The sequence below is a fragment of the Mesorhizobium sp. B2-2-4 genome, from assembly GCF_006442375.1.
GTDB lineage: Bacteria > Pseudomonadota > Alphaproteobacteria > Rhizobiales > Rhizobiaceae > Mesorhizobium.
This window is the reverse complement of the sequence record NZ_VFWB01000002.1, coordinates 587,482-611,577: the sequence shown is the minus strand read 5'-3', so window position 1 is coordinate 611,577 and position 24,096 is coordinate 587,482. Positions and strand designations below refer to the sequence as shown.

Here is a 24,096-nt window from a genome sequence, read left to right as displayed (position 1 = left end):
GGGAGCGGTTCCGCCTTACGCCTCCGGCTCACGCATGCGATAACCCATGCCGCGCACGGTTTCGATCATGTCGATGCCCATTTTCTTGCGGAGCCGTCCGACAAACACCTCGATCGTGTTGGAATCGCGGTCGAAATCCTGGTCGTAGAGATGCTCTACCAGTTCGGTCCGCGAGACGACCTCGCCCATGTGATGCATCAGGTAGGCAAGCAGGCGGAACTCATGCGATGTCAGCTTCAACGGCACGCCGGCGACATCGGCCTTCGAGGCCTTGGTGTCGAGGCGTAGCGGCCCGCAGGTCAGTTCGGATGAGGCGTGGCCGGCGGCGCGGCGGATCAGCGCCCTGACCCGCGCCAGGACCTCCTCGATGTGGAACGGCTTGGTGACATAGTCGTCCGCGCCGGCGTCGATGCCGGAGACCTTGTCGCTCCAGCGGTCGCGGGCGGTCAGGATCAGCACCGGCATCTTGCGGCCGCCGCGCCGCCAGCGCTCGACCACGCTGATGCCGTCCATCTGCGGCAGGCCGATGTCGAGCACGACCGCGTCGTAGGGCTCGGTGTCACCGAGAAAATGGCCCTCCTCGCCGTCATATGCCCGGTCGACGACATAGCCGGCGTCGACCAGCGCATCCGATATCTGCCGGTTGAGATCCTTGTCATCCTCGACGACCAGTACGCGCATGCGAAGACCACTGCCTGTTGACCGATTGCTTCAGCTATAGGCCGATTCCGCCGGCCTGGGAAACGACGGGGGGTCAGTTCTGCGGGACGACGATCTCGGAGCGGCGCGGACGCTGCCCGTTCTTGCCCGGAACGAGCACGACGATGACGCAGACCGGCTGCCCGCCTCGCGTCGACTGCGAGGCCTTGGCAAGCGTCCCGCCATTCTGCTCGGCCACCTGCTGGCCGATCGCGTAGCAGTCGGCCGCCGCCACGACAATCGATTCATCCTGCGCGGCTGCCGGCGCAACGCTTGCCGGCACCGCAAGCAGCCCCGCGCAGAGCGCCAGGGTCGCGGTTCGGAAATGGGAGCGAAGCGTTCTCATGGCCAGCGTTGTAACGCATCGGCGCTGAACGTGAAATGAACGGTGATCGCCGCTGAAACCATGCTCGCCACCCCTGCAATGCGAGACAAACAAATTGAGATTTCACCGCCCAACCCGATGAAACCCATGAAGTTCCAGTCTAGACTCCGTTTCGTTCATATTGAAAGCGCGCGTCAGGCGTTTTCCTGGGTCAGCGCCCGAAAACGCAGCAGGCCGTGATGGACAAGCAGTTCCTCGTCATACCGCGCCTCGCTGAATTCGAGCGACAGGCGTGTCTGGCCGCGAGCGCCGACCTCCAGCACCGCGTCGGCAAGGCGCGCCTCGATGGCATCCATGATGGCCCGCGTTTCGGCTTCGCCATGGGCCTTCGACCAGACATGCAGCGTAATAAGTTGATCGTCGCGGTTCTCGGCCCCGGTGTCCCAGTCAAAGGCGCAGGTCTGGCCGCATGTCACATAGGGAAAGGCGACGTTGTCGGTTGGTTGTTCGCGCAGTCCGGCGCCGCCCAGCAGAGCCGACAGGGACGGATCGCTTTTTAGCCTCAGAAACAGTGCCTGTTGCAAATCGCCGGGCGCCGTCATCGTTTCTCCCTCACCCGGTGCGCTATCGACCCTGCTCGCCAGAAGCTCTTCCGCACTCCAGACGCTTTGCCATATATAGCCATTTACCGAACGAACACGATTGCCGATTCGTTGTCACGATGATGAATCTCGATGATCTCGAAAATACGACTTCCCGACAATCTCGTCAGCGAATAGCGGGTACCCTTTGCGAACCGCAAGCATCAGCAACGCCCGGCAGCGCCGCATTTCCTAATTTCAGGAGCTGATCATGCTCGATCCAGAAAAGGCCAGGGCCGCGTCGCGCCTCCTGGTAGGCCATTGGGACAAGGGCACCCGCCTCGACGCCATACCCGAGGAATTGCGGCCGAAGACGCGGGCCGAAGGCTACGCCATCCAGTCGCACGTCATGGATCGCTCAGTGGCTCCGCTCTTCGGCTGGAAGATCGCGGCAACCAGCCTGGCCGGCCAGCGGCATATCAACGTCGACCGCCCGATGGCCGGGCGCCTCCTCGCCGAGAAGGCGGTCGAGGTTGGAGGCTCCGTTTCCCTGGCGACAAGCAAGATGCGTGTCGCCGAGATCGAATTCGCGTTCCGGTTCGGCCGTCAGTTGCCGCCTCGCCCGGGGCCTTATGAAATCGGTGATGTAATGGACGCCGTGGCGAGTTTGCATCCGGCGATCGAAATACCGGACTCCCGCTATGACGATTTCTGCGCTGTCAGCGCGCCGCAGCTCATCGCCGACAATGCTTGTGCCAATCTGTTCGTCATCGGCGAGGCGGTGGAAGACGATTGGCGCGACGTAGATCTCGCGAAGCACCCGGTGGCCGCTTTTGTCCCCGGAAAATCGCAGCATAACGGATCAGGAGCAGCCGTGTTGGGCGATCCTCGTATTGCGCTGACCTGGATCGTCAACGAATTGTCGGGCCTGGGCATAGCGCTCCAGCCGGGGCAGATCGTGATCACCGGCACTTGCGTGACGCCGATCAGCGTCGAGGCGGGCGACGAAGTCATCGGCGATTTGGGCAGGTTCGGCCGGGTCTCGGTGCGCTTCTGCTAGCAGTTTTACCCCTGTGACAATCCCCTGAGGCAGACAGGCCCCCGGTCATTGTCCTCCACGCAGCCGCACCACAACGCTGCGCACTGCAAGCACCAGCACGGTGATGACGATCAGGATCACTGAAAGTGCCGCGATCGCCGGGTCGATATTGTCGCGCAGACCCATCCACATCAACCTGGGCAGCGTGATGGCGTTGACCGAGGTGATGAACAGCGTGACGCCGATTTCCTCCCAGGAGAGCACGAAGGACAGCAGTGCCGCGGTGACGATGCCGAATTTGATGTTGGGCATGATGATGCGCGTGGCGCGCTCCCAGACGCTGGCGCCAAGGCCACGCGCTGCGAGGTCGATACGGCGGTCAAGCTGGCTGAGGGAGACCAGGATCAGCACCGTGGCGAAGGGCACCGTCATCACCGAATGCGCCATGGCCACACCCAGCCAGGTGTCGTAGCCGAAAAAGGAACTGACGCCGGAGATCGAGGTGAGCAGGAAATAGAGCGTCACCGCCGAGACCACCGGCGGCACCACCATCGGCAACAGCACGAAGCCGACCAGAGCCGCGGTGAAGCGCGGCTGGAACATCCACACGCCAAGGCTGAAGCACAGTGCCAGCACCGTCGAGATGACACTGCTGACGATGCCGATCCTGATCGAGAGCAGGATGGACTGGAGCCAGCGCGGATCCTCGACCAGCGAGCGGTAGTGGCGCAGCGACAACTCGCCCGTCGGCATCGCCAGCATGCGGCTGGGCGTCAGCGAGACCGGGATCACGGCCAGCAGCGGCAGGAGCAGGAACAGCGCCACCAGGACGGCGAGGGCCAGCGAGACGGGACCGGGGCGATAGGTCGGCATAGGCTACACCAATTGCTTCGGTCTGACGTAGCGGAAGAGCAGCGCCATCAGGATGCCGACGAACAACACCAGCACCACGCTGATGGCAGCACCCAGCCCCCAGTCCGGGCTCTGGAAGATGCGGAGATAGATCAGTTCGGCGATCATGACGCTGCGGCCACCGCCAAGGATCGCCGGCGTGACGAAGAAGCCGAGCGAGAAGACGAAGACGATCAGCGCGGAGCCGATGATGCCGGAGCGCGTCATCGGCACGAACACCGTCCAGAAGGTGCGCATGCGGCTGGAACCCAGCCCGCGCGCGGCGAGCAGCACACGCTCGTCGAGGCTGCGCATGGAAGACGCCAGCGGAAAGACGGCGAAAGGAATGAGGAAGTGCGTCATGCCGACGATGACGCCGAATTCGTTGCGCACCAGCGTCAGCGGTTCGCCAATGAAGCCGATCGACTGCAGCCAGGTGTTGATCAGGCCGCGGTTGGAGAGAAGCGCCACCCAGCCGAAGGCGCGCGTCAGCACCGATATCCAGAACGGCACCAGGATGCAGAATTCGGCCAGCACCCGCTGCGCCGGGCTGCCGCGCACCCAGACCACGGTGATGGCGTAGGCAGCGGCAACCGATACAACGGTGACGATCGCCGCGATGCGCAGCGTGCGGACGAACACCGACTGTACCAGCGGGTCGGTTATCAGCGCGCCGTACTGGCCAAGCCCCGGCGTCGGCAGCGTGAAGCTCCACTTCACCACGCCGAGGAACGGCCAGGCATAGGCGAGGCCAAGGAACAGGAGCAGCGGCGCCATCAGCAGCGCCGCGCCCATCCTATCCGAGAGAACGCCTCTCATGTCAGCCCAGCGCCGGTCAGGCGGAGATGATCTTGGTATATTCGTCCAGCGCCGCCCCGTAATTCTTGGCGTACCAGTCCATGTCGAGCGGGATCTGCTTCTTCATGTTCTCGGGATCGACCGGGTTGATGCGCTTCTTGTCGGCGGGAACCAGAGCGTCGGCAGCCGGGTTGGCCGGGCCCTGACCGAGCTTGTCGAACATGACAAGCTGCTTTGCAGGGTCCTGCGCGCTGGCGATGAACTTCATCGCCGCGTCCTTGCCGCCGGGGTTGTTCTTCAACACGGCCAGTGCGCCGGGCGAAATCAGGCCCTGGTCCCAGATGAACTTGATCTGACCGCCCGAATCCTGCTCGATCAGCGAGGCTCGCGTCGACCAGACGATCGCCATCGAGGCTTCGCCGTTGAGCAACACGCTCTGGCTTTCCGCGCCGCCGCCCCAATAGGCGACGACGTTCTCCTTGAACGCGGCGATCTTGTCATGCGCGCGCTTGAGGTCGAGCGGATAGAGCGACGCCGGCGCGATGCCGTCGGCGAGAAGAGCCGCCTCCCAACTCGACACGCCCCATTTGTAGAGGGAGCGCTTGCCGGGGAATTTCTTCACGTCGAAGAAATCGGCCATGCCGGTCGGGGCATTGCTGCCGTATTTCTGCGAATCGTAGGCGATCACATAGGAGAAGAAATAGGTCGAGGCGGCGTAATCCCAGCCGAAACCCGGCCGCATCTTCTTCTTGTCGACTATTGTGTAGTCGATCGGCTCGAGCATGCCTTGCGCGCCAAGCGTGATGGCCGAGAACGGGTCGACGTCGACAAGATCCCAGGTCGGCGCACCGCTTTTAAATTGTGCCGCGATGGCCCCTTCGGTCGGGCCGGAGCCATCCATCTTGACGGTGATGCCGGTGTCCTTGGTGAAAGCCTGGCCATAGGCGGCGTCGTAAGCCGTGATGGCGTCGCCGCCCCAGTTGACCAGCACCAGTTCCTTCGCGGCGGCGAAGGACTTGGTCGAGCGCAGCAGCAGCGGCGTGCCGGCAAGCACGAGGCCTGCAAGTTGCGTGAATTGCCGGCGCGAGATCTCACCGCGCCTTGTCCTTTCGGAGAGCGTTTCGATGGCCTGTTTTTTGGTATCGTTCATGTTAGTTCCCCTTTGTTTTCGTTGATCGAATCCGGAATCCGGTGCGGCGAATTCAGGCCGCGCCGGTGCTCATTGCCCTCCGTCCGGAAGGAGGAAACCCTTTTCCGCCGGCCAGGTCAGCCAGACGGAATTGCCTTTGCTGAGTGCCGCGGCCGCGACCTCGTTCGGCACAGAGACGGTCACCTTCGCACCTTGGCGTGTCGTAAGGTCGAGTTTGGTCGCCGCGCCCAGATAGGTCGATCCGATCGCGGTGGCAGCTATGCCGTTCTCGCCTGCCGCCGCCTCGCGCGCTATCGACATATGTTCTGGCCGGATCGCCAGGATGGCATTGCCATCCACTGCTTCGGCGTTGCCGCGCAGCTTGATTGCCCGGTCTTCGCAGAGCGCGGTCGCGCCATGGTCGGCGACGCGCACGCCCTTCAGCGGCAGCATATTGATCTCGCCCAGGAACTCGGCGACGAAGCGGTTGGCGGGCCGGTCATAGACCTCGTCAGGCGCTCCGACCTGCAACAATTTGCCATGGTTGAAGATGGCGACACGCGAGGACAGCGCCAGCGCCTCGCTCTGGTCGTGGGTGACGAAGACGAAGGTGGTGCCGGTCTCCTGGTGCAGACGTTTCATCTCGGCCTGCATCTGGCCGCGCAGGCTCTTGTCCAGCGCCGAGAACGGCTCGTCGAGCAAAAGCACGCCCGGCTCGAACACCAGCGCGCGGGCCAGCGCCACGCGTTGTTGCTGGCCGCCGGAAAGCTGCGCCGGCAGCTTCTTCTCGTGGCCGAGCAGACCGACGCGCTCTATCATCTCGCCGACGCTACGCTTGATCTCGGCGGCAGATTTCTTGCGAACCTTGAGGGGAAAGGCGATGTTTTGCTCGACGCTCATATGCGGGAAGAGCGCATAGCCCTGGAACACCATGCCGGCGGCGCGCTGCTCGGCCGGCCGGTCGGTAATATCGACGCCGTCGCTGAACAGGCGGCCCTCGCTGGGCTGCAGGAAGCCGGCCAGGATCATCAGGAAGGTGGTCTTGCCGGAGCCGGAGGGGCCGAGCAGCGTCAAAAACTCGCCGCGGCCGATATTGAGCGTCAGATTGTCCAGCGCACGGAACGAGCCGAAGCTCTTGCCGATCCCGTTCGCCTTGATCTCTGCGGCCCGGCCGGGTTGCTGCATCCTGCCTCTTCCTTGGTGGCTGGGGAAATCGTAGGCAGCGCGAAGGCTCACCGCAACCGAATAGTTTTCGCCTGATCGGCAAATTTGATTCATCTATGGCGAATGCCGGCGACGCTGGAGCCGCGAAAATTCACCTCTCCTGGGGGAGATCAGTTGATCTCAATATGTCCGCAACCTGTTCTCCGATAGCTTCGACCTCAACCATCCCCCAAACGCCTCCAGCACAGGGTGACCCGCCTTGGCGTGCTCGGAAACCAGGAAATAGGAACGCGGCGACGGGATCGAGGTCTCGAACGGCTTGACCAGCCGGCCCTCACTCAGCGCCCGGCGGCTGGTCAGCTCGTCCCCCATGGCGATGCCCTGGCCGGCAATCGCCGCCGAGAAAACGAGGTTCATGTCGGAAAAGAAGATGCCGCCCTCGGTGTCGGGGTTCTCGACCTTGGCCAGCGCCAGCCAGCGCGCCCAGTCCTCCGTATCGCCAAGATGCAGCAGGTTGGCGCGCAGGACGTCGGCGGGCTTGGAAAAGCCGCCCACTTTGTTGAGTAGCGTCGGGCTGCAGAGCGGCGTGAACGAGATTTCGCACAGCAGTTCCACCACGCGGTTCGGCCAGTTGCCGACGCCAAAGGCAATGAAGGCGTCGGCGTCCGGATTGCTGACGTCGTCGAGCCGCCGGGGCGTCAGTATGCTCAGCGCCACGTCCGGATACATCTGCCGGAACTCGCCGATATGGGTGCACAAGAACAGCGAGGCGAAGCCTGGTGTGCATGAGACTGCGAAGGAGCCGCCGACCCCGGTGCCGGCGTTTTGCGCCACCGCGTCGCCGAGCACGGTCAGCGCCTTGCGCACGTCCGCGGCATAGCGCTGGCCGCGCGGCGTCAGCGCCACGCCCTTGCCGATGCGCTCCAGCAGATCGAAGCCGAGGTCGCGTTCGAGCAAGCGCAATTGATGGCTGACCGCACTGCGGGTGAGGTGCAATTCGTCGGCGGCGCGCCAGACGCTGCCATGACGGGCGAAACTGTCGAGGGCGCGCAGCGCCTGCGTCGATGGAATTCTCAAGAGGTGAACCGAATTTGCACGAACCGGGAAAACATATCACTTTTTGGCGAGCCGCTTCACTGCTTTCTTTGGCGCATGGAAAAACCGGTGACGACATCGGCGCAAGAAACCGCTCTTGCCTGCCTCGACGGCATCCAGCCGCTGCTGTCGGCCTGGACGCGCACCATCTTCGACTTCGGCGAGACTGCCTGGCGCGAGTACCAGTCGGCAGACTGGTATGTCGATCGGCTGAAGCGCGAGGGGTTTGCGGTCGAGGAAGGCTCCGCGGGCATGCCGACGGCCTTCTGCGCCCACTGGACCAATGGGGACGGTCCGACCATCGGCATGTATGCCGAATATGACGCCGTGCCCGGCAACTGCCAGGACGCTGCCACGGTGATGCGGCCACGCCTCGGGCTCGGTTCCGAAGCCGGCGGCCATACCGATCCACACTCGGGCCTGGGCATGGCCAGCCTGGGCGGTCTGCTCGCCACCAAGGCCGCCATGCAGCGCCACGGCATTGCAGGCACGCTGCGCTTCACCGGCGAGCCGGCGGAGAAGGTGCGCGGCTCGAAACCGATCCATGCAGCCAAAGGCTATTATGACGGCCTAGCCGGCATGATCTCCTTCCATCCCTTCTACATGCTGCCGCTCTGCAACACTGCGCGCTGGGACACCCATTGCGGCGCTGCCTACGCGATGATCTATCGCTTCATCTGCGATGAGCCCGAGAATTGGGCACGCGCCGCCGGCGACGGCGCCCCGATCCCGCAGGCACATTCGGCGGTTCGCGCGCCCGGCGCCAACGACGCGCTGATGACGATGTACATAGCCTCCAAGGCGCTGCGCGATTCCATGCTGCCGCACCAGGGCGGCTGGTCGATCAGCGAGGCGATCCTGACGGCGGGCCAGGCCACCGCCGACAATCTGCCGGCAGGCCTTGCCGAGATCCAGTACATGATCCGTGTTCCGACCATCGCCATGGCCGAGCAGGTCACCGCCGTGCTCGACCGAAACGCCTCGGCCGCCGCCGCGATCAGCGGCTGCCGCTACGAACGGCACTGGGTTTCGAAGTCGCGGCCGGGGCTGGCCAATCATGCCATGGCCGGGATCGCCTATGAGGCGTTGGCGAGCGTCGGCCCGCCCCGCTGGGACGAGGCGGCGAAGAAGATCGCCCGCGAGATCCAGGTCAATGCCGGTGGGGTGGCGAGCGAAAACCCCTTCATCGACGAGCTGGAGCGGCTGATTGCACCACAGGAGGCAGAGGCGATCCTGCGCCGCGACCTGCCGCCGTCGCAGGTGAACTCGACCTCGGACGACTACACCGACATGAGCTGGCACGCGCCGACGGCGCGTTTCTATGTCGCCCGCCCTGCCCTGCGTTCGGCAAACGGTCATGTTTTTCCAGCTTGGGCGATGAACGCGCTGGGTGGCATCCCGGCGACCATCGACCCGATGGTCATCTGCGCGGCGAAGACCGTCGCGCTATCCGCCCTTCGCCTGCTGGAAGACAAGGCCGCGCGCGACATGGCGATGGACGAGTTCGTCACCCGAACCGGCGGCGGCATTGGCGGTTCGACCTGGATCGCCCCGCTCTGCGACTACGATCCGCCCATCAACTTCCGCTGGCCGGAATATGTCACCACGCCGCGCGGCCGCGACTGGTGGATACCAAGCAAGCAATGACCGCAAACGCCCATACGAGGAGAACCGCATGACCGTTCATGACCGCATCATCGCCGAGCCGTTTTCGCTGCAGCGCCGCAACCCAGCCGGCGGCACCAAGCCGCTGACATCATGGGGTTTCGCCAACGAGACCGACGTCTTGACCGATGTGCTGCTCGGCTCGCCCAATTTCCTGCGCCATCTCTCGACCAGCTCCCTGTCGCGCAAGCACCTGCGCGAGGCGCCCTGCAACATCCAGATCGCGCAGGCACAACACAAGGATCTGGTCGCGGCCTACGAGCATTTCGGCGTCAACATCCACTGGCACGAGCCGACGCCGGAGCTGCCGATGCAGGTCTACTCCCGCGATTCCAGCGTAATGACGCCCTACGGCGCCATCATCACCGCCATGGCCAATTGGTGGCGGCGCGGCGAGAATTACGCCGCCATCCGCACCTATGAAAAACTCGGTATCCCGATCTACGACATGGTCACCGCAGGCACCTTCGAGGGCGGCGATTTCAACGTCATCGAGGACGGCGTTGTGCTGATCGGCTGCGGCGGCGCCCGCACGCAGGAAGAAGGCGCCCGGCAGGTGCAGGCCTGGTTCGAAAAAGAAGGTTGGGAAACACGCATCGCCTTCATCGACGAGTACTATGTCCATATCGACCTGATGGTGGTGCCGATCGCCGAAAAACTCACCGCCGTCTGCCTCGCCTGCACCGAGCCGGGGATCGTCGACTGGCTGAAGGGCAAAGGGCACGAGATCATCGACGTGCCGTTCCAGGACACGATGGCGCTCGGTTGCAACTTCATGTCGCTTGGCAAGGACAGGGTGATCGCGCCGACATCCAGCCAGTCGCTGATCGGTCAACTCAAGGCGCGCGGCTTCGAGGTGGCGGCCGTCGACATGAGCGAGATCTCCAAGACCGGCGGCGGCATCCACTGCATGGCGCAGGCGCTGAAGCGCGAGGCGGCCTGAGCCCGGAACGGCAACCCCATCTTCACCCGCCTGATCAGCGTCAGGCGGGTGAATGGCGGTTTGTACCGCCCCCATCAACAAACCCTGCAGGTGTGTCCTCGCCACCCTTGTGGGCGTCCGCAAATGGATGAATAGTCAGGGCGGCGTCGCCCTGAAACTGCCCGCTTGGTTTTCAGGCCGCGCCATAGCCGTCCGGGTTTTTGAATGGTCAGTCCTGAACCACGCAAGAGAAGAGGTGCGATCGCCGCCCGGCTGCTGGCGCTCGACGCATGGATCGATTCTTCTCTCTACGAGATCGGGTTCAAGGCGCGCCAGTTCTGGGAGGGCGCGACGATTTTCTCCCGGCGTTTCCGCGTCAACGGCTGGCGCCGTGGCATCGTCGAGTTGTTGAGCGAAGGTTTCACGCTTGGCGCCGGCGGCATCGTCGTCATGCTGGCGCTGGCTATTCCCGCCTTCCAGGACACGGCCGGCGACTGGCGCGCCCAGGGCGACTTCGCCGTTACCTTCCTCGACCGTTATGGCAACGAGATCGGCCAACGCGGCATCATCCAGCGCGATTCCGTGCCGGTCGACGAAATGCCCGATCATGTCATCAAGGCGGTGCTTGCCACCGAGGACCGGCGTTTCTTCGACCATTACGGCATCGACGTTCTCGGCCTGTCGCGCGCAATCTTCGAAAATGTGCGGGCAAACTCCGTCGTCCAGGGCGGCTCCAGCATCACGCAGCAGCTGGCCAAGAACCTGTTCCTGACCAATGAGCGCACCTTCGAGCGCAAGATCAAGGAAGCCTTCCTGTCGCTGTGGCTCGAAGCCAATCTGTCGAAGAAGGAAATCTTGCAGCTCTATCTCGACCGCGCCTATATGGGCGGCGGCACGTTCGGCATCGAGGCGGCGGCGGACTTCTATTTCGGCAAGAGCGTCAAGGACCTCAATCTCGCCGAGGCGGCGATGCTTGCAGGCCTGTTCAAGGCGCCGACCAAATACGCGCCGCACATCAACCTGCCGGCGGCGCGCGCGCGCGCCAATGTGGTGCTGTCCAATCTCGTCGATTCCGGCTTCATGACCGAGGGCCAGGTGCTGCAGGCAAGGCTGCATCCGGCCGATGTCGTCGACCGCGGCGAACAGAAGAGCCCCGACTATTTCCTCGACTGGGCCTTCGACGAGGTTAAGAAGATCGCCAAGCCCGGGCAGCACTCGCTGGTGGCGCACACCACCTTCGACGCCAACATCCAGAAGGCGGCAGAAGAGTCGGTGGAGTTCCACCTGCGCCAGTTCGGCAAGGAGTACAACGTCACCGAAGGGGCCGTGGTGGTCATCGAGACCAACGGCGCGGTGCGCGCGATCGTCGGCGGCCGCGACTATGGCGCCAGCCAGTTCAACCGCGCCACCAAGGCGCTGCGCCAGACCGGTTCCTCCTTCAAGCCCTATGTCTATGCAACGGCTATGGAGCACGGCTTTACGCCGAATTCGATCGTATCAGGCGGGCCGATCAGCTGGGGCAGCTGGTCGCCGCACAATTACGGCGGCGAGTCGGCGGGCAAGGTTCCGCTCATCGTGGCCATGGCCAAGTCGATCAATACCGTGCCCGTGCGGCTTGCCAAGGATTATCTCGGTATCGGGCCGATCAAGGCGATGGCGGAATCGTTCGGCGTGGAATCGCCGCTCGAAGCGCACAAGACCATGGTGCTCGGCACCTCGGGCATGACAGTGATGGACCAGGCGACGGGCTACAGCGTGTTCGCGCAGAACGGCTTTGTCGGCTCCAGGCATGGGATCACGCAGCTCGTCACCCGCACCGGCGAGGTGGTCTACGATTTCGCCAAGGATGCGCCGCCGCCGCATCGCGTGCTGTCCGAGCAGGCGCTGAAATCGATGAACACCATGCTTGTCGCGGTACCGGCGATGGGTACCGCCAGGCGCGCGCAGATACCCAACATCGTCGTCGCCGGCAAGACCGGCACGACGCAATCCTACCGCGATGCCTGGTTCGTCGGCTTCACCGGCAACTACACGGCGGCCGTCTGGCTGGGCAACGACGATTTCACGCCGACCAAGAACATGACAGGCGGCTCGCTGCCGGCGATGGTGTGGCAGCGGCTCATGGTCTATGCGCATCAGAACATCGACCTCAAGCCTATCCCCGGCATCGACAAGCCCTTCGTCGACGAGGAGATCGCGGCCAAGGCCGCGGAAGCGCAGAAGAAGAGCGAGGAACAGGCAGCGGCCGATGCCGCCGCCGAACGGCCGCCGGTGCTGTCCAGCCGGACGACACAGACGCTCAGGGACATGACCCACCTGTTCGAAACGGCGCGCAGGCTCGGTGCATCGGCTCCGCCCGAAACGCTGTCGGCGCTGTGATCGCGGCGCCTCTTCCCTTCTGCCTTCGGGAAGATGGAAAAGCCACACCTTGCGAATCCGCGTCCTGCGGCTTGCCACACGACCCCGCGCCGCGATATCCCCGAGCGGCAATTCTTCATGCGCCCGGCCTTTCATGCTCAAGAACGCCTTCCTGACGCTGCTTTCGCTTGCCATAGCCATCGGCGGCGGCGGCGCCAGCGTCTGGTATGCGCTGAAAATGCAGGACGGCGTCGGGGCGATCAGGATCGGCCAGTGGACCGCCTTTCCCGATATCGGCACACCCGCAGCCGACCCCTATTCCAAGGCCCGCGTGGCGCGCGAGGGCGTGCTCGCGCTCGGCCGCGCCGAAGGGCTGTCCTTTGTCGCCGAGGACGACGCAGCTGGCGGAGAACTCAGGCGCGAATGTACCTACACGATCGAAGGCGGATTTCCGACCGCCCGATTCTGGACCCTCTATGCCGCCGACCAATCGCTCGGCGTGGTCGAGACCGGCAAATCGCGGGTTGCCGCGCTTCAATCCTATGGCGTGCTGCGCCAATCCGACAATTCGGTGCTCATTTCCGTCGGCCATCACCCGATGCCCGGCAATTGGCTGCTGACCGACGGTTCCGGCAGGATGTATTTCGTTTTGACATTCTACGACACGCCGATCGCCAGCAGCACCGGCCTGTCGGATGTGTCGCTGCCCAAGATCACCAAGGTCAGCTGCGATGCGTAGTGTCTATGCCGCGACGCGCAGACTTCTACATGCCGTCCTGCTCGGCCTCGTCGGCGCCGGCATCGTGCATATCGTCGTGCTGCTTCTGGTGCCTGAATTCTCGGAACGCGATGCCTGGTCACGGCTGTCGATGGCGTCGGATCTCTACCGGATGACCCGGCTCGATGCCGAGGCGGGCGGCGCGCCGGTGGTGAAATCGGTCGACCCGCTGTTTTATGCGACGGCTTGCCGGTTCGACCTCGATGAGGGAATGGTGAGGATCAGGGCGCCGGGCAATGTGCCCTTCTGGTCGGTGTCGGTCTATGACCGCAACGGCCACAACATCTATTCATTCAACGACCACACGGCGACCGGGAGCAAGCTGGATGCCGTGGTGCTGACGCCGGCGCAGATGATCGACATACGCAGGGACCTTCCCGAGGAGCTTCAGGGAGCGATCTTCGTCGAAGCGCCGATCGACGAGGGCATATTCGTCATCCGCAGCTTCGTGCCGGACGACAGCTGGAAGTCGATCGTGTCGCGCTTTCTGGAGCAGAGTTCGTGCGAGCTGCAGGACTTTTAGACGGCGGCCCGGACAGTCAGCATCACAACAATCAAGGGCGGTGCCGCAGGGATGATTCCCGCCTCGGCCTCAAGAACGTTCAGTGGTGCGGCACTGGCGTGCGTGGCGATCCCGGCTTGTCAGGGCCGGCAGGCCGCGCTTCCCCCGCGGCGGACCGCTCATAGCGGATACCGGGAAAGATGATCACCGCCGCCGGTATTTCGGTGGTTTGCTTTGCTCGATTGGTCGGTGCCGTTCTCGGCACGAAAGACAGTACCATGCCCATGGTTCGCGTATTCCTCTCGGTTGCCCCGGAGCACAACGCAACGCCTCCAAATATCATTAAGGCCGGCAGAGGGTTAACGGAGCGCTAACGGATCCCAGCTAACTTGATCTTTGTTTTTGGCAATCGCGAAACCGACATGGTTCCGAGCATGGTCAAGCGTGTATAGAGTATCGGGCGTATCCCTCGTGTCATCTTCGGACTTCAGGCAAATCGCGGCAGGGACGGAATCAGGAAAGGCCGAAAGGCTGTTCCGCGCAGCGGTGTCTGCGTTCTGCTCGCTCACCCGGCCATCCCGCCGTGAAATTGGCCAGCTCGAAGATCTGACGCTGCCGCTGTTCGACAACGTGTCCGCCGAATCGCGCCGCTACGTGGCGGCGGCCCTCTCTGAATGCGAATATGCTCCGGCCGGGCTGGTGCGGCGCCTGTGCGAGGAGCCGGTGGGCATCGCCGCCCCCTTGCTCATCCGCTCGCGCGCAGTCAGTGACATCGACCTCATTGCGCTGATCGGCCGGCACGGGCTGCCGCATGCGCGCGCGATCGCGCGCCGCAAGAACCTTAATCCGACTATCGCCGATCTGATCAGGGCACTGGAAAGGCCGACGCTGGTGCGGGTGCGCGATCCGGAAGCGGAAGCCTCTCCGGCACAAACCGCTCCCTCGAAGGCGCCGGCCGCCGACAGCGCGGCGAAGCAGCAGACGCCGGGCGTTGGTGCCGAAAATGCGCGGCGCAGACTGCGCTCCATGATGCGGACCGGCGAGGAGGCGCAGGCGGCGCAGGTCGATCCGTTCACCGGAGCCGACACCTATGCCAAATTGCGCGAGACGGCGCTGACCGGAAACGCCGCCTTCTTCCAGACCGCGCTCGCCGATGCGCTCGATATCGATTTCTCGACGGCCAGGTTGCTGACGGCGAACCAGAATTACATGCCGCTGCTGGCGGCGCTGCGCTCGCTCGACCTCAGCGAGGACCGGGCATTCCTGATCACGGTTGCCGTCTACTCCCGCGAGTTTCCACATCCGCAGGCGATCCGAACCTTCCTCGATCGCTACCGGCTCCTGCACCGCGACGCGGCGCTGGACAAGGTGCGGGAATGGAAGGCCGTGACCCTGTCCGATGTGGTTCGCGACGCCGCCCCCACCAACAGCGCCAGCCGCGAGGCGTCGAACAGTGACGATGCAGCGGCCTTCCCTGGCCTCAGGACATCTTCACGGAAATAAGCTCCTCGACAGGAACAGCGCCGGCCTCGATCTCAACCACCCAGATGTCGGGATCGAATTTCTTCTCGCGTTCCAGTCTGGCGTCCAGCACCGAAGCATCGGCGGCGGTGGCGAGAAGGCTAAAGAAACGGTCGTCGGGCTTGGCCGAATCGTAGCTCGTCTGTGGCGCCGGCCCATAGAGAGCGATTTCACCAAGCCGGCTCCGCGTCAGGACGAACACGGCGCCGGCTTCGGTCGCGCCGCGCTTGACCACGGCGGCAAACCCGCCCGCGCCGAAAACCCGACGCAACAGGGCCGATACCCAGAGATCCGTGGTCACGCGCATGAGAAAAGTCCGGACAGCATGCGGGCTATCTATCGGTATTTACACCGCTGGGCGAGCCGTTGTTTGCGCCGTCAGTTGGTCAGGCCGATCTCGCGCATCTTGACATAGACCAGTTCGTCGGGCTCGCCGGTCTGCGGCAGGCCGAACAGCGACTGGAATTCCTTGATGGCCGCCTTGGTACGGGCGCCGACGACGCCGTCGAGCTGCATGTCGTCATTGCCGAAGGCCTTGAGCCCGGCCTGTATCTTGACAATGCGAGGATCCGGCGCTTGGGAAGCCGTATCGGTCTGCAGCGACACTGGAACCGCCTGCGACACTTCGGGACGCGGTTGCGGTTTCGGCACGGCGGCGGTTTTCGGGGTCGCGCCCAGCTGATCGAGCAGCAGCGCGTCGATCTCGCCGGACGTGTTGAGCCCAACCTTCTGCTGATAGGCCTGGATCGCCTTGCGCGTGTTGGGTCCGGAAATGCCGTCGACCGTGCCGGCGTAGAAATCGAGATCCTTCAATATGCCCTGCACCTGCTCCACCACCGGATCGCCCTTGACCGGCGCCGGCGCGGTACTTGGCCGCACGATGTTGAAGGTGGTCTCCGGCTCATCAGCGGCCGCGTGCGGAACGCCCTGCATGCTGCGGGTCGCGAAGAAGGCGCCGGCATGCGGAAAAGGCTGGTACCACAGCGCATTCGCCGAAACGTAGAACAGCGTCACCAGGAATGCCGTCGACCCTCCCGCCAGGACGGGATTGCGCGAAATCATGCCGCCGATGGCGACGGCTCCGTCCTGGAAGGCGTTGCTGCGGCGCTTGGCCGCCTTAGGCTGTTTTGCGGAGCGCGCCATTTCCGTCCCCTTTCGCCCTGGCCAGCGGCATCGTCAGCACCCCGGCCTTGTCCGCCGGCCGCCCTTTCGGCCCGTTCACCGGCAGGCTGATGGTGACCGTGGTGCCCTCGCCCGGCATGCTTTCGATCGACATGGTGCCTTCGTGCAGCGCCACCAGTCCCTTGACCAGCGACAGGCCAAGGCCGGTCCCCTCGAAACGACGGGTATAGTCGTTCTGGATTTGCATGAACGGCTTGCCGAGATTGGCGAAATCTTCCTCGGCGATACCGATGCCGGTGTCCCGCACCCAGAAATGCAGGCGCGAACCGATCCGCTTGGCACCGACGACGACATCGCCGCCATCGGGCGTGAACTTGATCGCATTCGAGACGAGATTGATGAGGATCTGCTGCACGGCGCGCCGGTCGGCGTTGATTTCGCCGGCGTCCGGCGCGATCTGCGCCTTGAGATCGATGTTCTTGGCCTGCGCCTGGAGCCGCATCATCTGCTGACACATGTCGACGGCTTCCATGAAGCGGAATGGCTCCGGTTCGGTCGCATAGACGCCCGATTCGATCCGCGACACGTCGAGAATGGAGGTTACGACGGCAAGCAGATGCTGGCCGGAATCGCGCACCAGACCGACATATTCCTTCTGCCGTGGATCCTTGAAGGCGCCGAACATCTCGTGCAGCAGCATGTCGGAGAATCCGATGATGGCATTGAGCGGCGTGCGCAGTTCGTGGCTCACCACCGCCAGGAAGCGCCCTTTCGCCACTTCGGCGGCGGCGGCCGCGTCATTGGCGGCGCCGAGGTCTTCGCGCAACCGGGCGACCTCGTCGTTCTCGCGCAGCACAAGCGTGAAAACGTCGCCCTGCTCCTGAGCGCGCATCAGTTCGAGCGAAAACGGCCGATAGTTGTCTGCCGCGCCATTGCCATTCTGTCCATTGCCGTCCTGCGGCAGCCTGACGCGCAACTCCAGCCTGCGCGACAGCGCCCCGTCTCGCATGTCGGCCAAGGCACTGAGATAGGAGACGCGATCCGAGAGATGCACGCGATCGAAAAGCCCGGTTCCGCAAAGCAGTTGCGGGGGCAGCTTCAACAGCGTACGCGCCTTTGCCGAGGCATCGATAACCTCGCCATGGCGGGCGACGCGCAGGACCACCGCGTCGATCATGTCTTCCAGACGATCGCCGGTGTCCCCTACGTCGGCCGCAGCCGCCGTGTTGCGAACCGCCGATATACGCGGCACCAGCGTCAGCGCCCAGGCCAATGGCAGCAGCCAGTGCCACGCGGCGATCGGCACCGCGGCGTGCGGGAGGACGGTTGCCGTCACAGGCTGCAACAGAATGGCGACGACGGCGCAGACGGCTCCCCACAGCGCCGCGCGGCGCGAGGCGCCGATCCACCAGGCTTCGAACGGCAGCGCCACGAAAAGCATCGCGACCGGAGAGCTCAGCCCGCCGGCAGCGGCAACAAGACCGGCGAGCGCAAGTCCCGCGATCGCCAGCGCGGCCCGGCCGGCCAGATCCATCCTGCCGGTCGCGGCCACCAGCAAGGCGATGAACCAGCAAAGACCAAAGGCCGCGAAGATGGCGGCCACGGTGACGGCTGCGCCCATGCCTGACGTGACGAGCGTGACGGCGGCACCGGCGGCAAAGAACGGAGCGGCCAGCATGGCGCCGATAAAGCGACGCTGACGCTCGCGGTCGTCCAGCCCAAGAATGGAGGGATGGACCATACGTTCACAACCGGCGGCCATTGCCCCAGGCAATTCAACGTATCTGGCCTTGATCGGCATCAACTCAACGCACCCGCACTCGTCGTGAACAGCTCTGCTTTTGCAGATCGTTTTGATTGACTCTGAAACTCGCACCCAGCCTTTAAAGAATGGATAAGGCAGGGCCGACCCAAGGCCCGGCCCACGGCGAATATCGGGATGGGAGCGCCCGAAAAGGCGGGCAAATGCCACCATAGTAAACGGAGGGTTATCCGCAGGGGCCGCCCGCAGCGTGGCCAGCCGCAGCGCACCGACCGCCTGATTTTGTGGAAAACGCAATAGAAACAAAGGAATATATGGCTGATGGATGATAAGAAAAATGGTTCCAATCTGAGACAAATCGACAGCAAAACGCTTCGTTTCGAATTTGCCTCAAATTTGAAGAAAATTCTCGGCTAACCCGCAAGCCGTCCTTTGCGCCTGTGTGCCAATATCCCGCCCACAAAAGAGGTCATGCTCATGGCTGCATGATCCGGTCACGACAAGAGGCGAGCATGTTCTTCCTGATGAGAATGGCTTTCTGGTTTTCGCTGGTGCTGCTGGCACTGCCGCTGGGCGTCGGTCCCGGCGAGCCGGGCCAGGAAAGCGTAGGACCGATCCAGGCCCTGTTCGCAGCCCGCGACGCGGTCGGCGACATCGCCGGTATTTGCGAACGCAAGCCCGATGTCTGTGAGACCGGCAAGTCGGCAATGCACACCATCACCGCAAGGGCCAAGGAGACAGCCAAGATCGCGGCCGCCATGCTGGACGACAAGTCCGCAGGCCCCGACATCTCCACAATGACCGGCAGCGTTCCCGAAGAAGTCGTCTTGCCCGAGACAGTCAACCTGCCGGTAAAGAATTAAGCCGTTTCGACGGCGCACCGCGGGCAGTCTGCCTCTCGACGCCCGCGGTGTCCTTGTTTTTCCGTGACGCGGCGACGGTGGATGACTATATCCCTGTCATGACGACCACGATCCAGACGATCCGCGACGACTTCTCATTCCTTGACGAATGGGAGGACCGCTATCGTTATGTCATCGAACTCGGCGAGGCGCTGCCGCCATTCCCGGATGAGGAACGCACCGCCGCCAACAAGGTGCCGGGCTGCGTCAGCCAGGTCTGGCTGACCACCGAACGGGGACCGGGCGGCGATCCGGTCATCACCTTCAGGGGCGATTCGGACGCCCATATCGTACGCGGGCTGGTGGCGATCATGCTGGCGCTGTTCTCCGGCAAGACCGCCAGCGAGATCCAGAAAATCGATGCGGAAGCGACGCTGAAGGCGCTCGGCCTGGACGAGCACCTGTCGCCGCAGCGCGCCAACGGCCTTCGCTCGATGGTCAAGCGCATCAGGCGCGACGCAGAGGCCGCACTCGAGCAGACGGCCTGATATCGCCTCCGCGATCAGCCGATCGCATCATACCGCGCACTGGTACCAGCGCTGTCCGGCCCGGCCGGCAAAGTAAAACGGCGCCCGAAGGCGCCGATGTCGATCGTTGAACCTTCCGTCCGGCTCTATCTATCGGCTGAGCCGCATTCTGCGATACCAAGTGTACTCACCTGGCAGCAAATGCTTAGCGGGCCTTGCGCTTGCGGCCGAGCCCCATCTTCTTGGCGAGCTGGGAGCGGGCGGCCGCGTAGTTCGGGGCAACCATCGGGTAGCTCGGGTCGAGGTTCCACTTTTCGCGATACTGATCCGGCGTCAGATCATAATGAGTCATCAGGTGACGCTTGAGCGACTTGAACTTTTTGCCGTCTTCAAGGCAAACGATGTAGTCGTCATGAACCGAGCGCTTCGGGTTCACTGCCGGCTTCTGCTTGTCGGCGGGCGGCTGTTCGGCGGTTCCGCCCACACGCCCGAGAGCAGCATGGACATCGGAGATGAGGTTCGGCAGTTCGCCGACCGGCACGGGATTGTTGCTGACATAGGCGGCCACCACGTCGGCGGTCAGCTCGATCAGCGCGTCGCTGTTTCTGGAAGGTGTTTCGACAATATCCATGGTCTTCAGGCCCCAACGAGAGTTAGTTTAGTGCGCCCTTTTTTACAGGCAAGGCATTGCACGAATTTTGTGCAGACAGAGCTTCTGCGATTCGTGTCGCGGGGGCATCAATGAACCTACCTAGCAAGTAAGTCAATTCGATCCTTGCACTATATTGAACGATGTTGATCAAATATTTTCGGATCAGCTTCAATCTTTCGTGCACGATGTAATTTTTCGATATTTCGCAGGCGAAACCAGCGACCGGTGACGCAGCGTTAGCTAACCGTTACATTCGCGCTAACTCACAAAGCATCTCCGAGTGCTTCGCTTTGCTTGGCGATCGCGCCGGCAATCTTGGTTGCTCACCCCCTTTCACAAAACCATAGGTTGCCCCACCTCGGCCATTGCCGGCCCTCACGCGTCGTGCAGCCGACCAGCTCGGATCACTCAATACGGGGCGATGTATTTGCCATAGGCCCACCCGGTGACAAAACCGCCGTTCTTCGCCGGATCATGCCAGACTTCGCACCAGCGATAGCGAACCGCCTGCTGCTGCTTCCATGCCGGCTGATTGGCGATGTCGAGCAGGTTCGTCCCGCCAGTGCATCGTCCGGTCATCTGCAAAACGGTGCCGTTCGGATATGCGGCCTGTTTCTGGGACGTGCCCGAGGGATATTTGCGCACGTTGAGCGTGTCGCCGAACGGCACGTTGGCCACTTGCCAAGCGGCGAATACGGTCGCATGAGATTGGCCGGCGATGGCCATAGTTGCGGAAACGACGGCGAGAGCCGCGACGGTGCGAGCATAGATATACATTATTTCTCCTCCCGGCCCGCTTTCTGGAGCCCGGCGCAGCAATAAGACCCGGCTCTTGAACCCGCGCTGATCGGCGTGTTCATTGGCCATTCAGGACATTTCCAAAGCGAGACGCAATGACCAAAACTTCTGCATTCCCGGATGTCACCCCGCCATCGCCCGAGAAGCGGCCGGTTTTCGACACGCATCACGGTATCACGCGAACGGACGACTATTCCTGGCTGCGGGCCGACAATTGGCAGGAGATGTTCAGGGACCCCGCATTGCTCGATGCGGGCATCCGCGCCCATCTCGAAGCCGAGAACGCCTACCAGTCGAAACTGATGGCCGACACGGCCGATTTGCGGAAGCGGCTGTTCAAGGAGATGAAGGGTCGCATCAAGGAAGACGATTCTTCCGTGCCGATGAAGGACGGACCCTATGCGTATGGCTCCTCCTTCAAACTCGGCGGCGAGCAGCCGCGCTATTTCCGCATGCCGCGGGACGGCGGCGCGCAGCATATCCTGCTCGACGGCGATGCCGAGGCCGAAGGCAAGGCTTATTTCCGGCTTGGCGGCGTCGATCATTCGGCCGACCATGGCAAGCTTTTATGGGCGTTCGACGACAAGGGCTCCGAATTCTATACGCTTCGGGTGCGCGACCTCTCCGACGGCAAGGAACTCGCGGACACGGTTCCAGACACCGGCGGTTCGGGGGTGTGGAACGCCGCCAATGACGGGTTTTTCTACACCCGGCTCGACCCCAACCACCGTCCCTCCAAGGTGCTGTTCCATGCGCTTGGGCAGGATCCGGCAAGCGACCGGCTGATCTATGAGGAAAATGATCCCGGCTTCTTCATGAATGTCGGCGGCACGCGCTCCAATGAATGGATCATGGTTGCCATCAACGACCACGAGACATCGGAATACCGGCTGCTGAGCGCGGGCGAGCCGTTTAGCGAGCCGAAGCTGGTGGCGGCGCGCGAGACCGGTCTTCAATACGAGATGGAGGAAGGCGGCGACATTTTCTTCATCCTGACCAACGCCGATGGGGCCAAGGACTTCAAGATCATGACGGCGCCGGCGAGCGATCCGATCCGCGCCAACTGGCAGGAACTGGTTCCGCACGAGGCCGGCCGGCTGATCCTGTCGGTGATCGGCTTCAAGAACCATATGGTCAGGCTGGAGCGCAAGGAGGGCCTGCCGCGCATCGTCGTGCGCGACCGTGCAACCGGCGAGGAACACCTGATCTCCTTCGACGAGGAGGCGTTTTCGCTCGGCCTGTCGGGATCCCTGGAATACGACACCGAGATCATGCGCTTCACCTATTCATCGATGACGACGCCGGCGCAGGTCTTCGACTACAACATGCGCACCCGCGAGCGCGTGTTGCTCAAGACCCAGGAGGTGCCGTCCGGCCACGACCCGGGGCGCTATGTCACGCGTCGGCTGATGGCGCCCGCGGCTGATGGCGAATTGGTGCCGGTCTCGCTCTTGTACCGCCGCGATACCCCGCTGGACGGCTCCGCGCCTTGCCTGCTTTACGGCTACGGTTCCTATGGCATCACGGTGCCGGCGGCCTTCAACACCAACTGGTTCTCGCTGGTCGACCGCGGCTTTGTCTTTGCGATCGCCCACGTCCGCGGCGGCAAGGACAAGGGCTATGGCTGGTACGATGATGGCAAGCGGGCGCACAAGATGAACACTTTCACCGATTTCATCGCCTGTGCACGCCATCTGGTCGCCGAACGCTACACTGTGCATGACCGCATCGTCGCGCAAGGTGGATCCGCCGGCGGCATGCTGATGGGCGCGGTCGCCAACATGGCGCCGGACTGTTTCGGCGGCATCGTTGCCGAGGTGCCTTTCGTCGACGTGCTCACCACCATGCTCGACGCCAGCCTGCCGCTGACCCCGCCGGAGTGGCCTGAATGGGGCAATCCGATCGCGTCGGCGGACGACTACCGGACGATCGCCGCCTACTCGCCCTATGACAATGTCGCCGCGCTCGGCTATCCACCGATCCTGGCGCTAGCCGGTCTCACCGACCCGCGCGTCACCTATTGGGAACCGGCCAAATGGGTGGCGCGGCTGCGCGAGCGCAAGACGGGCGACAATCCGGTCCTGTTCAAGATCAACATGGAATCGGGCCATGCCGGCGCGTCCGGCCGGTTTTCCCGGCTGGAGGAGATCGCCTACACATATTCATTCGCCTTGAAAGTGACAGGCAAGGCAACAGGGCCGCAGGGCTGAAGCGGTCATTGCCCTTCGGCCCCTGGCGTGACTTGATCGACGACGAACGCCGAGGAGGATGCGAGCAATGATCGACCTGGCCACATTGACCACCTATGTCGCCGTGGTGCTCGGTTTTGTGTTTATTCCCGGTCCCGCCACGCTGCTGACGGTCGCGCGGGCAACGAGTTCGGGAACCAAAGCCGGCATCGCAACCGGCGCAGGGATCGCGGCCGGCGACGTGTTTCACACCTTCACGGCCATGGTCGGCATCTCGGCGATCATCGCCGCATCGGCGGTGTTGTTCAGCGCCGTGAAGTATCTCGGTGCGGCATATCTCGTTTATCTCGGCATTCGCGCGATCATGGAAAAGACGCCGGCCGATCTCGCCGCCGGCAGGTTCCCAATCTCAGCGGGCAAGGCGTTTCGGCAAGCCATACTGACTGAGATGCTCAACCCCAAGACGGCGCTTTTCTTCCTCGCGTTCCTGCCACAGTTCGTGCGGCCCGAAAACGGATCGGTCATGCTCCAGTTGGCGGTATTGGGGATCATCTTTGTTCTGCTGGGCCTCTTCAGCACAGTGGTTTTCGCGGTGAGCGCAGGCGGGCTTGGCACTTTCCTGCGTCGAAATCCCACGGTGTTGAAATGGCAGGGCAAGATTGTCGGCGGCATCTACTGCGGCCTGGGCGTGCGGCTGGCGCTTCAGCAGCGCTGACGCGAAACGGTGACCGGCGCGC

Annotated in this window: 24 protein-coding genes; 11 read left to right on the top strand and 13 right to left on the bottom strand. The window is 63.3% G+C overall.

Annotated elements, in window-relative coordinates; translation table 11 throughout:
- Positions 1-15: 15 nt before the first annotated feature.
- The 3 genes from FJ959_RS08005 to FJ959_RS07995 all read right to left on the bottom strand — a co-directional run bounded on the left by FJ959_RS08005 (position 16) and on the right by FJ959_RS07995 (position 1,626).
- Positions 16-681: a response regulator transcription factor gene (locus tag FJ959_RS08005; RefSeq protein WP_140494700.1), complete on the bottom strand. Its 666-nt coding sequence runs from the start codon at positions 679-681 to the stop codon at positions 16-18.
- Between the two features lie 73 nt (positions 682-754).
- On the bottom strand, positions 755-1,045 hold the full coding sequence (locus FJ959_RS08000; protein ID WP_140494702.1) for a hypothetical protein: 291 nt from the start codon (positions 1,043-1,045) through the stop codon (positions 755-757).
- Positions 1,046-1,218: 173 nt separating this feature from the next.
- A complete protein-coding gene (locus FJ959_RS07995; RefSeq protein ID WP_140494704.1) occupies positions 1,219-1,626 on the bottom strand; it encodes a DUF3168 domain-containing protein in 408 nt (135 codons plus the stop codon).
- Positions 1,627-1,876: 250 nt separating this feature from the next.
- Here FJ959_RS07995 and FJ959_RS07990 point away from each other — a divergent pair, with 250 nt between their 5' ends.
- On the top strand, positions 1,877-2,665 hold the full coding sequence (locus FJ959_RS07990; protein ID WP_140629395.1) for a fumarylacetoacetate hydrolase family protein: 789 nt from the start codon (positions 1,877-1,879) through the stop codon (positions 2,663-2,665).
- A gap of 45 nt (positions 2,666-2,710) precedes the next feature.
- Here the strand turns inward: FJ959_RS07990 and FJ959_RS07985 are convergent, their stop codons facing one another.
- The 5 genes from FJ959_RS07985 to FJ959_RS07965 form a co-directional block, all read right to left on the bottom strand.
- The gene (locus tag FJ959_RS07985) at positions 2,711-3,517 is read right to left on the bottom strand and encodes an ABC transporter permease (RefSeq protein WP_140520723.1); all 807 of its coding nucleotides are present in this window, start codon (positions 3,515-3,517) and stop codon (positions 2,711-2,713) included.
- A gap of 3 nt (positions 3,518-3,520) precedes the next feature.
- Positions 3,521-4,354, bottom strand: a complete 834-nt coding sequence (locus FJ959_RS07980) for an ABC transporter permease (protein WP_140517968.1) — start codon at positions 4,352-4,354, stop codon at positions 3,521-3,523.
- A gap of 16 nt (positions 4,355-4,370) precedes the next feature.
- A complete protein-coding gene (locus FJ959_RS07975; protein WP_140494711.1) occupies positions 4,371-5,483 on the bottom strand; it encodes an ABC transporter substrate-binding protein in 1,113 nt (370 codons plus the stop codon).
- A 69-nt stretch (positions 5,484-5,552) separates the two neighbouring features.
- The gene (locus FJ959_RS07970; RefSeq protein WP_140494713.1) at positions 5,553-6,647 is read right to left on the bottom strand and encodes an ABC transporter ATP-binding protein; all 1,095 of its coding nucleotides are present in this window, start codon (positions 6,645-6,647) and stop codon (positions 5,553-5,555) included.
- A 159-nt stretch (positions 6,648-6,806) separates the two neighbouring features.
- The gene (locus FJ959_RS07965) at positions 6,807-7,703 is read right to left on the bottom strand and encodes a LysR substrate-binding domain-containing protein (RefSeq protein WP_140553936.1); all 897 of its coding nucleotides are present in this window, start codon (positions 7,701-7,703) and stop codon (positions 6,807-6,809) included.
- A gap of 75 nt (positions 7,704-7,778) precedes the next feature.
- Here FJ959_RS07965 and FJ959_RS07960 point away from each other — a divergent pair, with 75 nt between their 5' ends.
- From FJ959_RS07960 to FJ959_RS07930, 6 genes are all read left to right on the top strand, one after another.
- Positions 7,779-9,368 carry an amidohydrolase gene (locus FJ959_RS07960; protein ID WP_181171578.1) on the top strand — a complete coding sequence of 530 codons (1,590 nt, stop codon included), beginning with the start codon at positions 7,779-7,781 and terminating at the stop codon, positions 9,366-9,368.
- Positions 9,369-9,396: 28 nt separating this feature from the next.
- Positions 9,397-10,329 (top strand): dimethylarginine dimethylaminohydrolase family protein, encoded by a 933-nt coding sequence (locus FJ959_RS07955; protein WP_140517963.1) that lies wholly within the window; start codon positions 9,397-9,399, stop codon positions 10,327-10,329.
- 204 nt (positions 10,330-10,533) lie between these two features.
- Complete coding sequence (locus FJ959_RS07950; RefSeq protein WP_140520727.1) at positions 10,534-12,687, top strand: penicillin-binding protein 1A; 2,154 nt, start codon at positions 10,534-10,536, stop codon at positions 12,685-12,687.
- Positions 12,688-12,820: 133 nt separating this feature from the next.
- Positions 12,821-13,405, top strand: a complete 585-nt coding sequence (locus FJ959_RS07945; protein ID WP_140494728.1) for a DUF1214 domain-containing protein — start codon at positions 12,821-12,823, stop codon at positions 13,403-13,405.
- On the top strand, positions 13,398-13,967 hold the full coding sequence (locus FJ959_RS07940; RefSeq protein WP_140629392.1) for a DUF1254 domain-containing protein: 570 nt from the start codon (positions 13,398-13,400) through the stop codon (positions 13,965-13,967). Before FJ959_RS07945 ends, FJ959_RS07940 begins: the two co-directional genes overlap by 8 nt.
- A gap of 450 nt (positions 13,968-14,417) precedes the next feature.
- Positions 14,418-15,449, top strand: a complete 1,032-nt coding sequence (locus tag FJ959_RS07930) for a hypothetical protein (RefSeq protein WP_140629390.1) — start codon at positions 14,418-14,420, stop codon at positions 15,447-15,449.
- On the opposite strand, the gene FJ959_RS07925 is transcribed toward FJ959_RS07930, so the two are convergent.
- The 3 genes from FJ959_RS07925 to FJ959_RS07915 all read right to left on the bottom strand — a co-directional run bounded on the left by FJ959_RS07925 (position 15,427) and on the right by FJ959_RS07915 (position 18,330).
- Entirely contained in the window at positions 15,427-15,774 is a 348-nt protein-coding gene (locus FJ959_RS07925) for a DUF1491 family protein (RefSeq protein ID WP_140494737.1), read from the bottom strand. The two genes, FJ959_RS07930 and FJ959_RS07925, sit on opposite strands and share 23 nt — an antisense overlap.
- A gap of 71 nt (positions 15,775-15,845) precedes the next feature.
- Positions 15,846-16,610 (bottom strand): peptidoglycan-binding protein, encoded by a 765-nt coding sequence (locus tag FJ959_RS07920; protein ID WP_140629388.1) that lies wholly within the window; start codon positions 16,608-16,610, stop codon positions 15,846-15,848.
- Complete coding sequence (locus FJ959_RS07915) at positions 16,585-18,330, bottom strand: PAS domain-containing sensor histidine kinase (protein ID WP_140520733.1); 1,746 nt, start codon at positions 18,328-18,330, stop codon at positions 16,585-16,587. Before FJ959_RS07915 ends, FJ959_RS07920 begins: the two co-directional genes overlap by 26 nt.
- A gap of 533 nt (positions 18,331-18,863) precedes the next feature.
- On the opposite strand from FJ959_RS07915, the gene FJ959_RS07910 reads away from it, so the two are divergent.
- Together FJ959_RS07910 and FJ959_RS07905 are read left to right on the top strand one after the other, a co-directional pair.
- Complete coding sequence (locus FJ959_RS07910; RefSeq protein ID WP_140517959.1) at positions 18,864-19,214, top strand: DUF5330 domain-containing protein; 351 nt, start codon at positions 18,864-18,866, stop codon at positions 19,212-19,214.
- 98 nt (positions 19,215-19,312) lie between these two features.
- Positions 19,313-19,741, top strand: a complete 429-nt coding sequence (locus tag FJ959_RS07905) for a SufE family protein (protein ID WP_140495047.1) — start codon at positions 19,313-19,315, stop codon at positions 19,739-19,741.
- A 184-nt stretch (positions 19,742-19,925) separates the two neighbouring features.
- Here the strand turns inward: FJ959_RS07905 and FJ959_RS07900 are convergent, their stop codons facing one another.
- Positions 19,926-20,351, bottom strand: a complete 426-nt coding sequence (locus FJ959_RS07900) for a MucR family transcriptional regulator (protein ID WP_095089970.1) — start codon at positions 20,349-20,351, stop codon at positions 19,926-19,928.
- Positions 20,352-20,780: 429 nt separating this feature from the next.
- On the bottom strand, positions 20,781-21,149 hold the full coding sequence (locus FJ959_RS07895; protein ID WP_140520957.1) for an SH3 domain-containing protein: 369 nt from the start codon (positions 21,147-21,149) through the stop codon (positions 20,781-20,783).
- A gap of 116 nt (positions 21,150-21,265) precedes the next feature.
- Here FJ959_RS07895 and FJ959_RS07890 point away from each other — a divergent pair, with 116 nt between their 5' ends.
- On the top strand, positions 21,266-23,380 hold the full coding sequence (locus FJ959_RS07890) for a S9 family peptidase (protein ID WP_140629385.1): 2,115 nt from the start codon (positions 21,266-21,268) through the stop codon (positions 23,378-23,380).
- 67 nt (positions 23,381-23,447) lie between these two features.
- A complete protein-coding gene (locus FJ959_RS07885) occupies positions 23,448-24,074 on the top strand; it encodes a LysE family translocator (protein WP_140520736.1) in 627 nt (208 codons plus the stop codon).
- The last annotated feature ends 22 nt before the right edge of the window (positions 24,075-24,096 follow it).

Excerpts from the sequence above, each read along its gene's own strand:
- FJ959_RS08005 (WP_140494700.1), bottom strand. The coding sequence starts at position 681 with ATGCGCGTACTGGTCGTCGAGGATGACAAGGATCTCAACCGGCAGATA.
- FJ959_RS08000 (WP_140494702.1), bottom strand. The coding sequence starts at position 1,045 with ATGAGAACGCTTCGCTCCCATTTCCGAACCGCGACCCTGGCGCTCTGC.
- FJ959_RS07995 (WP_140494704.1), bottom strand. The coding sequence starts at position 1,626 with ATGACGGCGCCCGGCGATTTGCAACAGGCACTGTTTCTGAGGCTAAAA.
- FJ959_RS07990 (WP_140629395.1), top strand. The coding sequence starts at position 1,877 with ATGCTCGATCCAGAAAAGGCCAGGGCCGCGTCGCGCCTCCTGGTAGGC.
- FJ959_RS07985 (WP_140520723.1), bottom strand. The coding sequence starts at position 3,517 with ATGCCGACCTATCGCCCCGGTCCCGTCTCGCTGGCCCTCGCCGTCCTG.
- FJ959_RS07980 (WP_140517968.1), bottom strand. The coding sequence starts at position 4,354 with ATGAGAGGCGTTCTCTCGGATAGGATGGGCGCGGCGCTGCTGATGGCG.
- FJ959_RS07975 (WP_140494711.1), bottom strand. The coding sequence starts at position 5,483 with ATGAACGATACCAAAAAACAGGCCATCGAAACGCTCTCCGAAAGGACA.
- FJ959_RS07970 (WP_140494713.1), bottom strand. The coding sequence starts at position 6,647 with ATGCAGCAACCCGGCCGGGCCGCAGAGATCAAGGCGAACGGGATCGGC.
- FJ959_RS07960 (WP_181171578.1), top strand. The coding sequence starts at position 7,779 with ATGGAAAAACCGGTGACGACATCGGCGCAAGAAACCGCTCTTGCCTGC.
- FJ959_RS07955 (WP_140517963.1), top strand. The coding sequence starts at position 9,397 with ATGACCGTTCATGACCGCATCATCGCCGAGCCGTTTTCGCTGCAGCGC.
- FJ959_RS07950 (WP_140520727.1), top strand. The coding sequence starts at position 10,534 with ATGGTCAGTCCTGAACCACGCAAGAGAAGAGGTGCGATCGCCGCCCGG.
- FJ959_RS07945 (WP_140494728.1), top strand. The coding sequence starts at position 12,821 with ATGCTCAAGAACGCCTTCCTGACGCTGCTTTCGCTTGCCATAGCCATC.
- FJ959_RS07940 (WP_140629392.1), top strand. The coding sequence starts at position 13,398 with ATGCGTAGTGTCTATGCCGCGACGCGCAGACTTCTACATGCCGTCCTG.
- FJ959_RS07925 (WP_140494737.1), bottom strand. The coding sequence starts at position 15,774 with ATGCGCGTGACCACGGATCTCTGGGTATCGGCCCTGTTGCGTCGGGTT.
- FJ959_RS07920 (WP_140629388.1), bottom strand. The coding sequence starts at position 16,610 with ATGGCGCGCTCCGCAAAACAGCCTAAGGCGGCCAAGCGCCGCAGCAAC.
- FJ959_RS07915 (WP_140520733.1), bottom strand. The coding sequence starts at position 18,330 with ATGGTCCATCCCTCCATTCTTGGGCTGGACGACCGCGAGCGTCAGCGT.
- FJ959_RS07910 (WP_140517959.1), top strand. The coding sequence starts at position 18,864 with ATGTTCTTCCTGATGAGAATGGCTTTCTGGTTTTCGCTGGTGCTGCTG.
- FJ959_RS07905 (WP_140495047.1), top strand. The coding sequence starts at position 19,313 with ATGACGACCACGATCCAGACGATCCGCGACGACTTCTCATTCCTTGAC.
- FJ959_RS07900 (WP_095089970.1), bottom strand. The coding sequence starts at position 20,351 with ATGGATATTGTCGAAACACCTTCCAGAAACAGCGACGCGCTGATCGAG.
- FJ959_RS07895 (WP_140520957.1), bottom strand. The coding sequence starts at position 21,149 with ATGTATATCTATGCTCGCACCGTCGCGGCTCTCGCCGTCGTTTCCGCA.
- FJ959_RS07890 (WP_140629385.1), top strand. The coding sequence starts at position 21,266 with ATGACCAAAACTTCTGCATTCCCGGATGTCACCCCGCCATCGCCCGAG.
- FJ959_RS07885 (WP_140520736.1), top strand. The coding sequence starts at position 23,448 with ATGATCGACCTGGCCACATTGACCACCTATGTCGCCGTGGTGCTCGGT.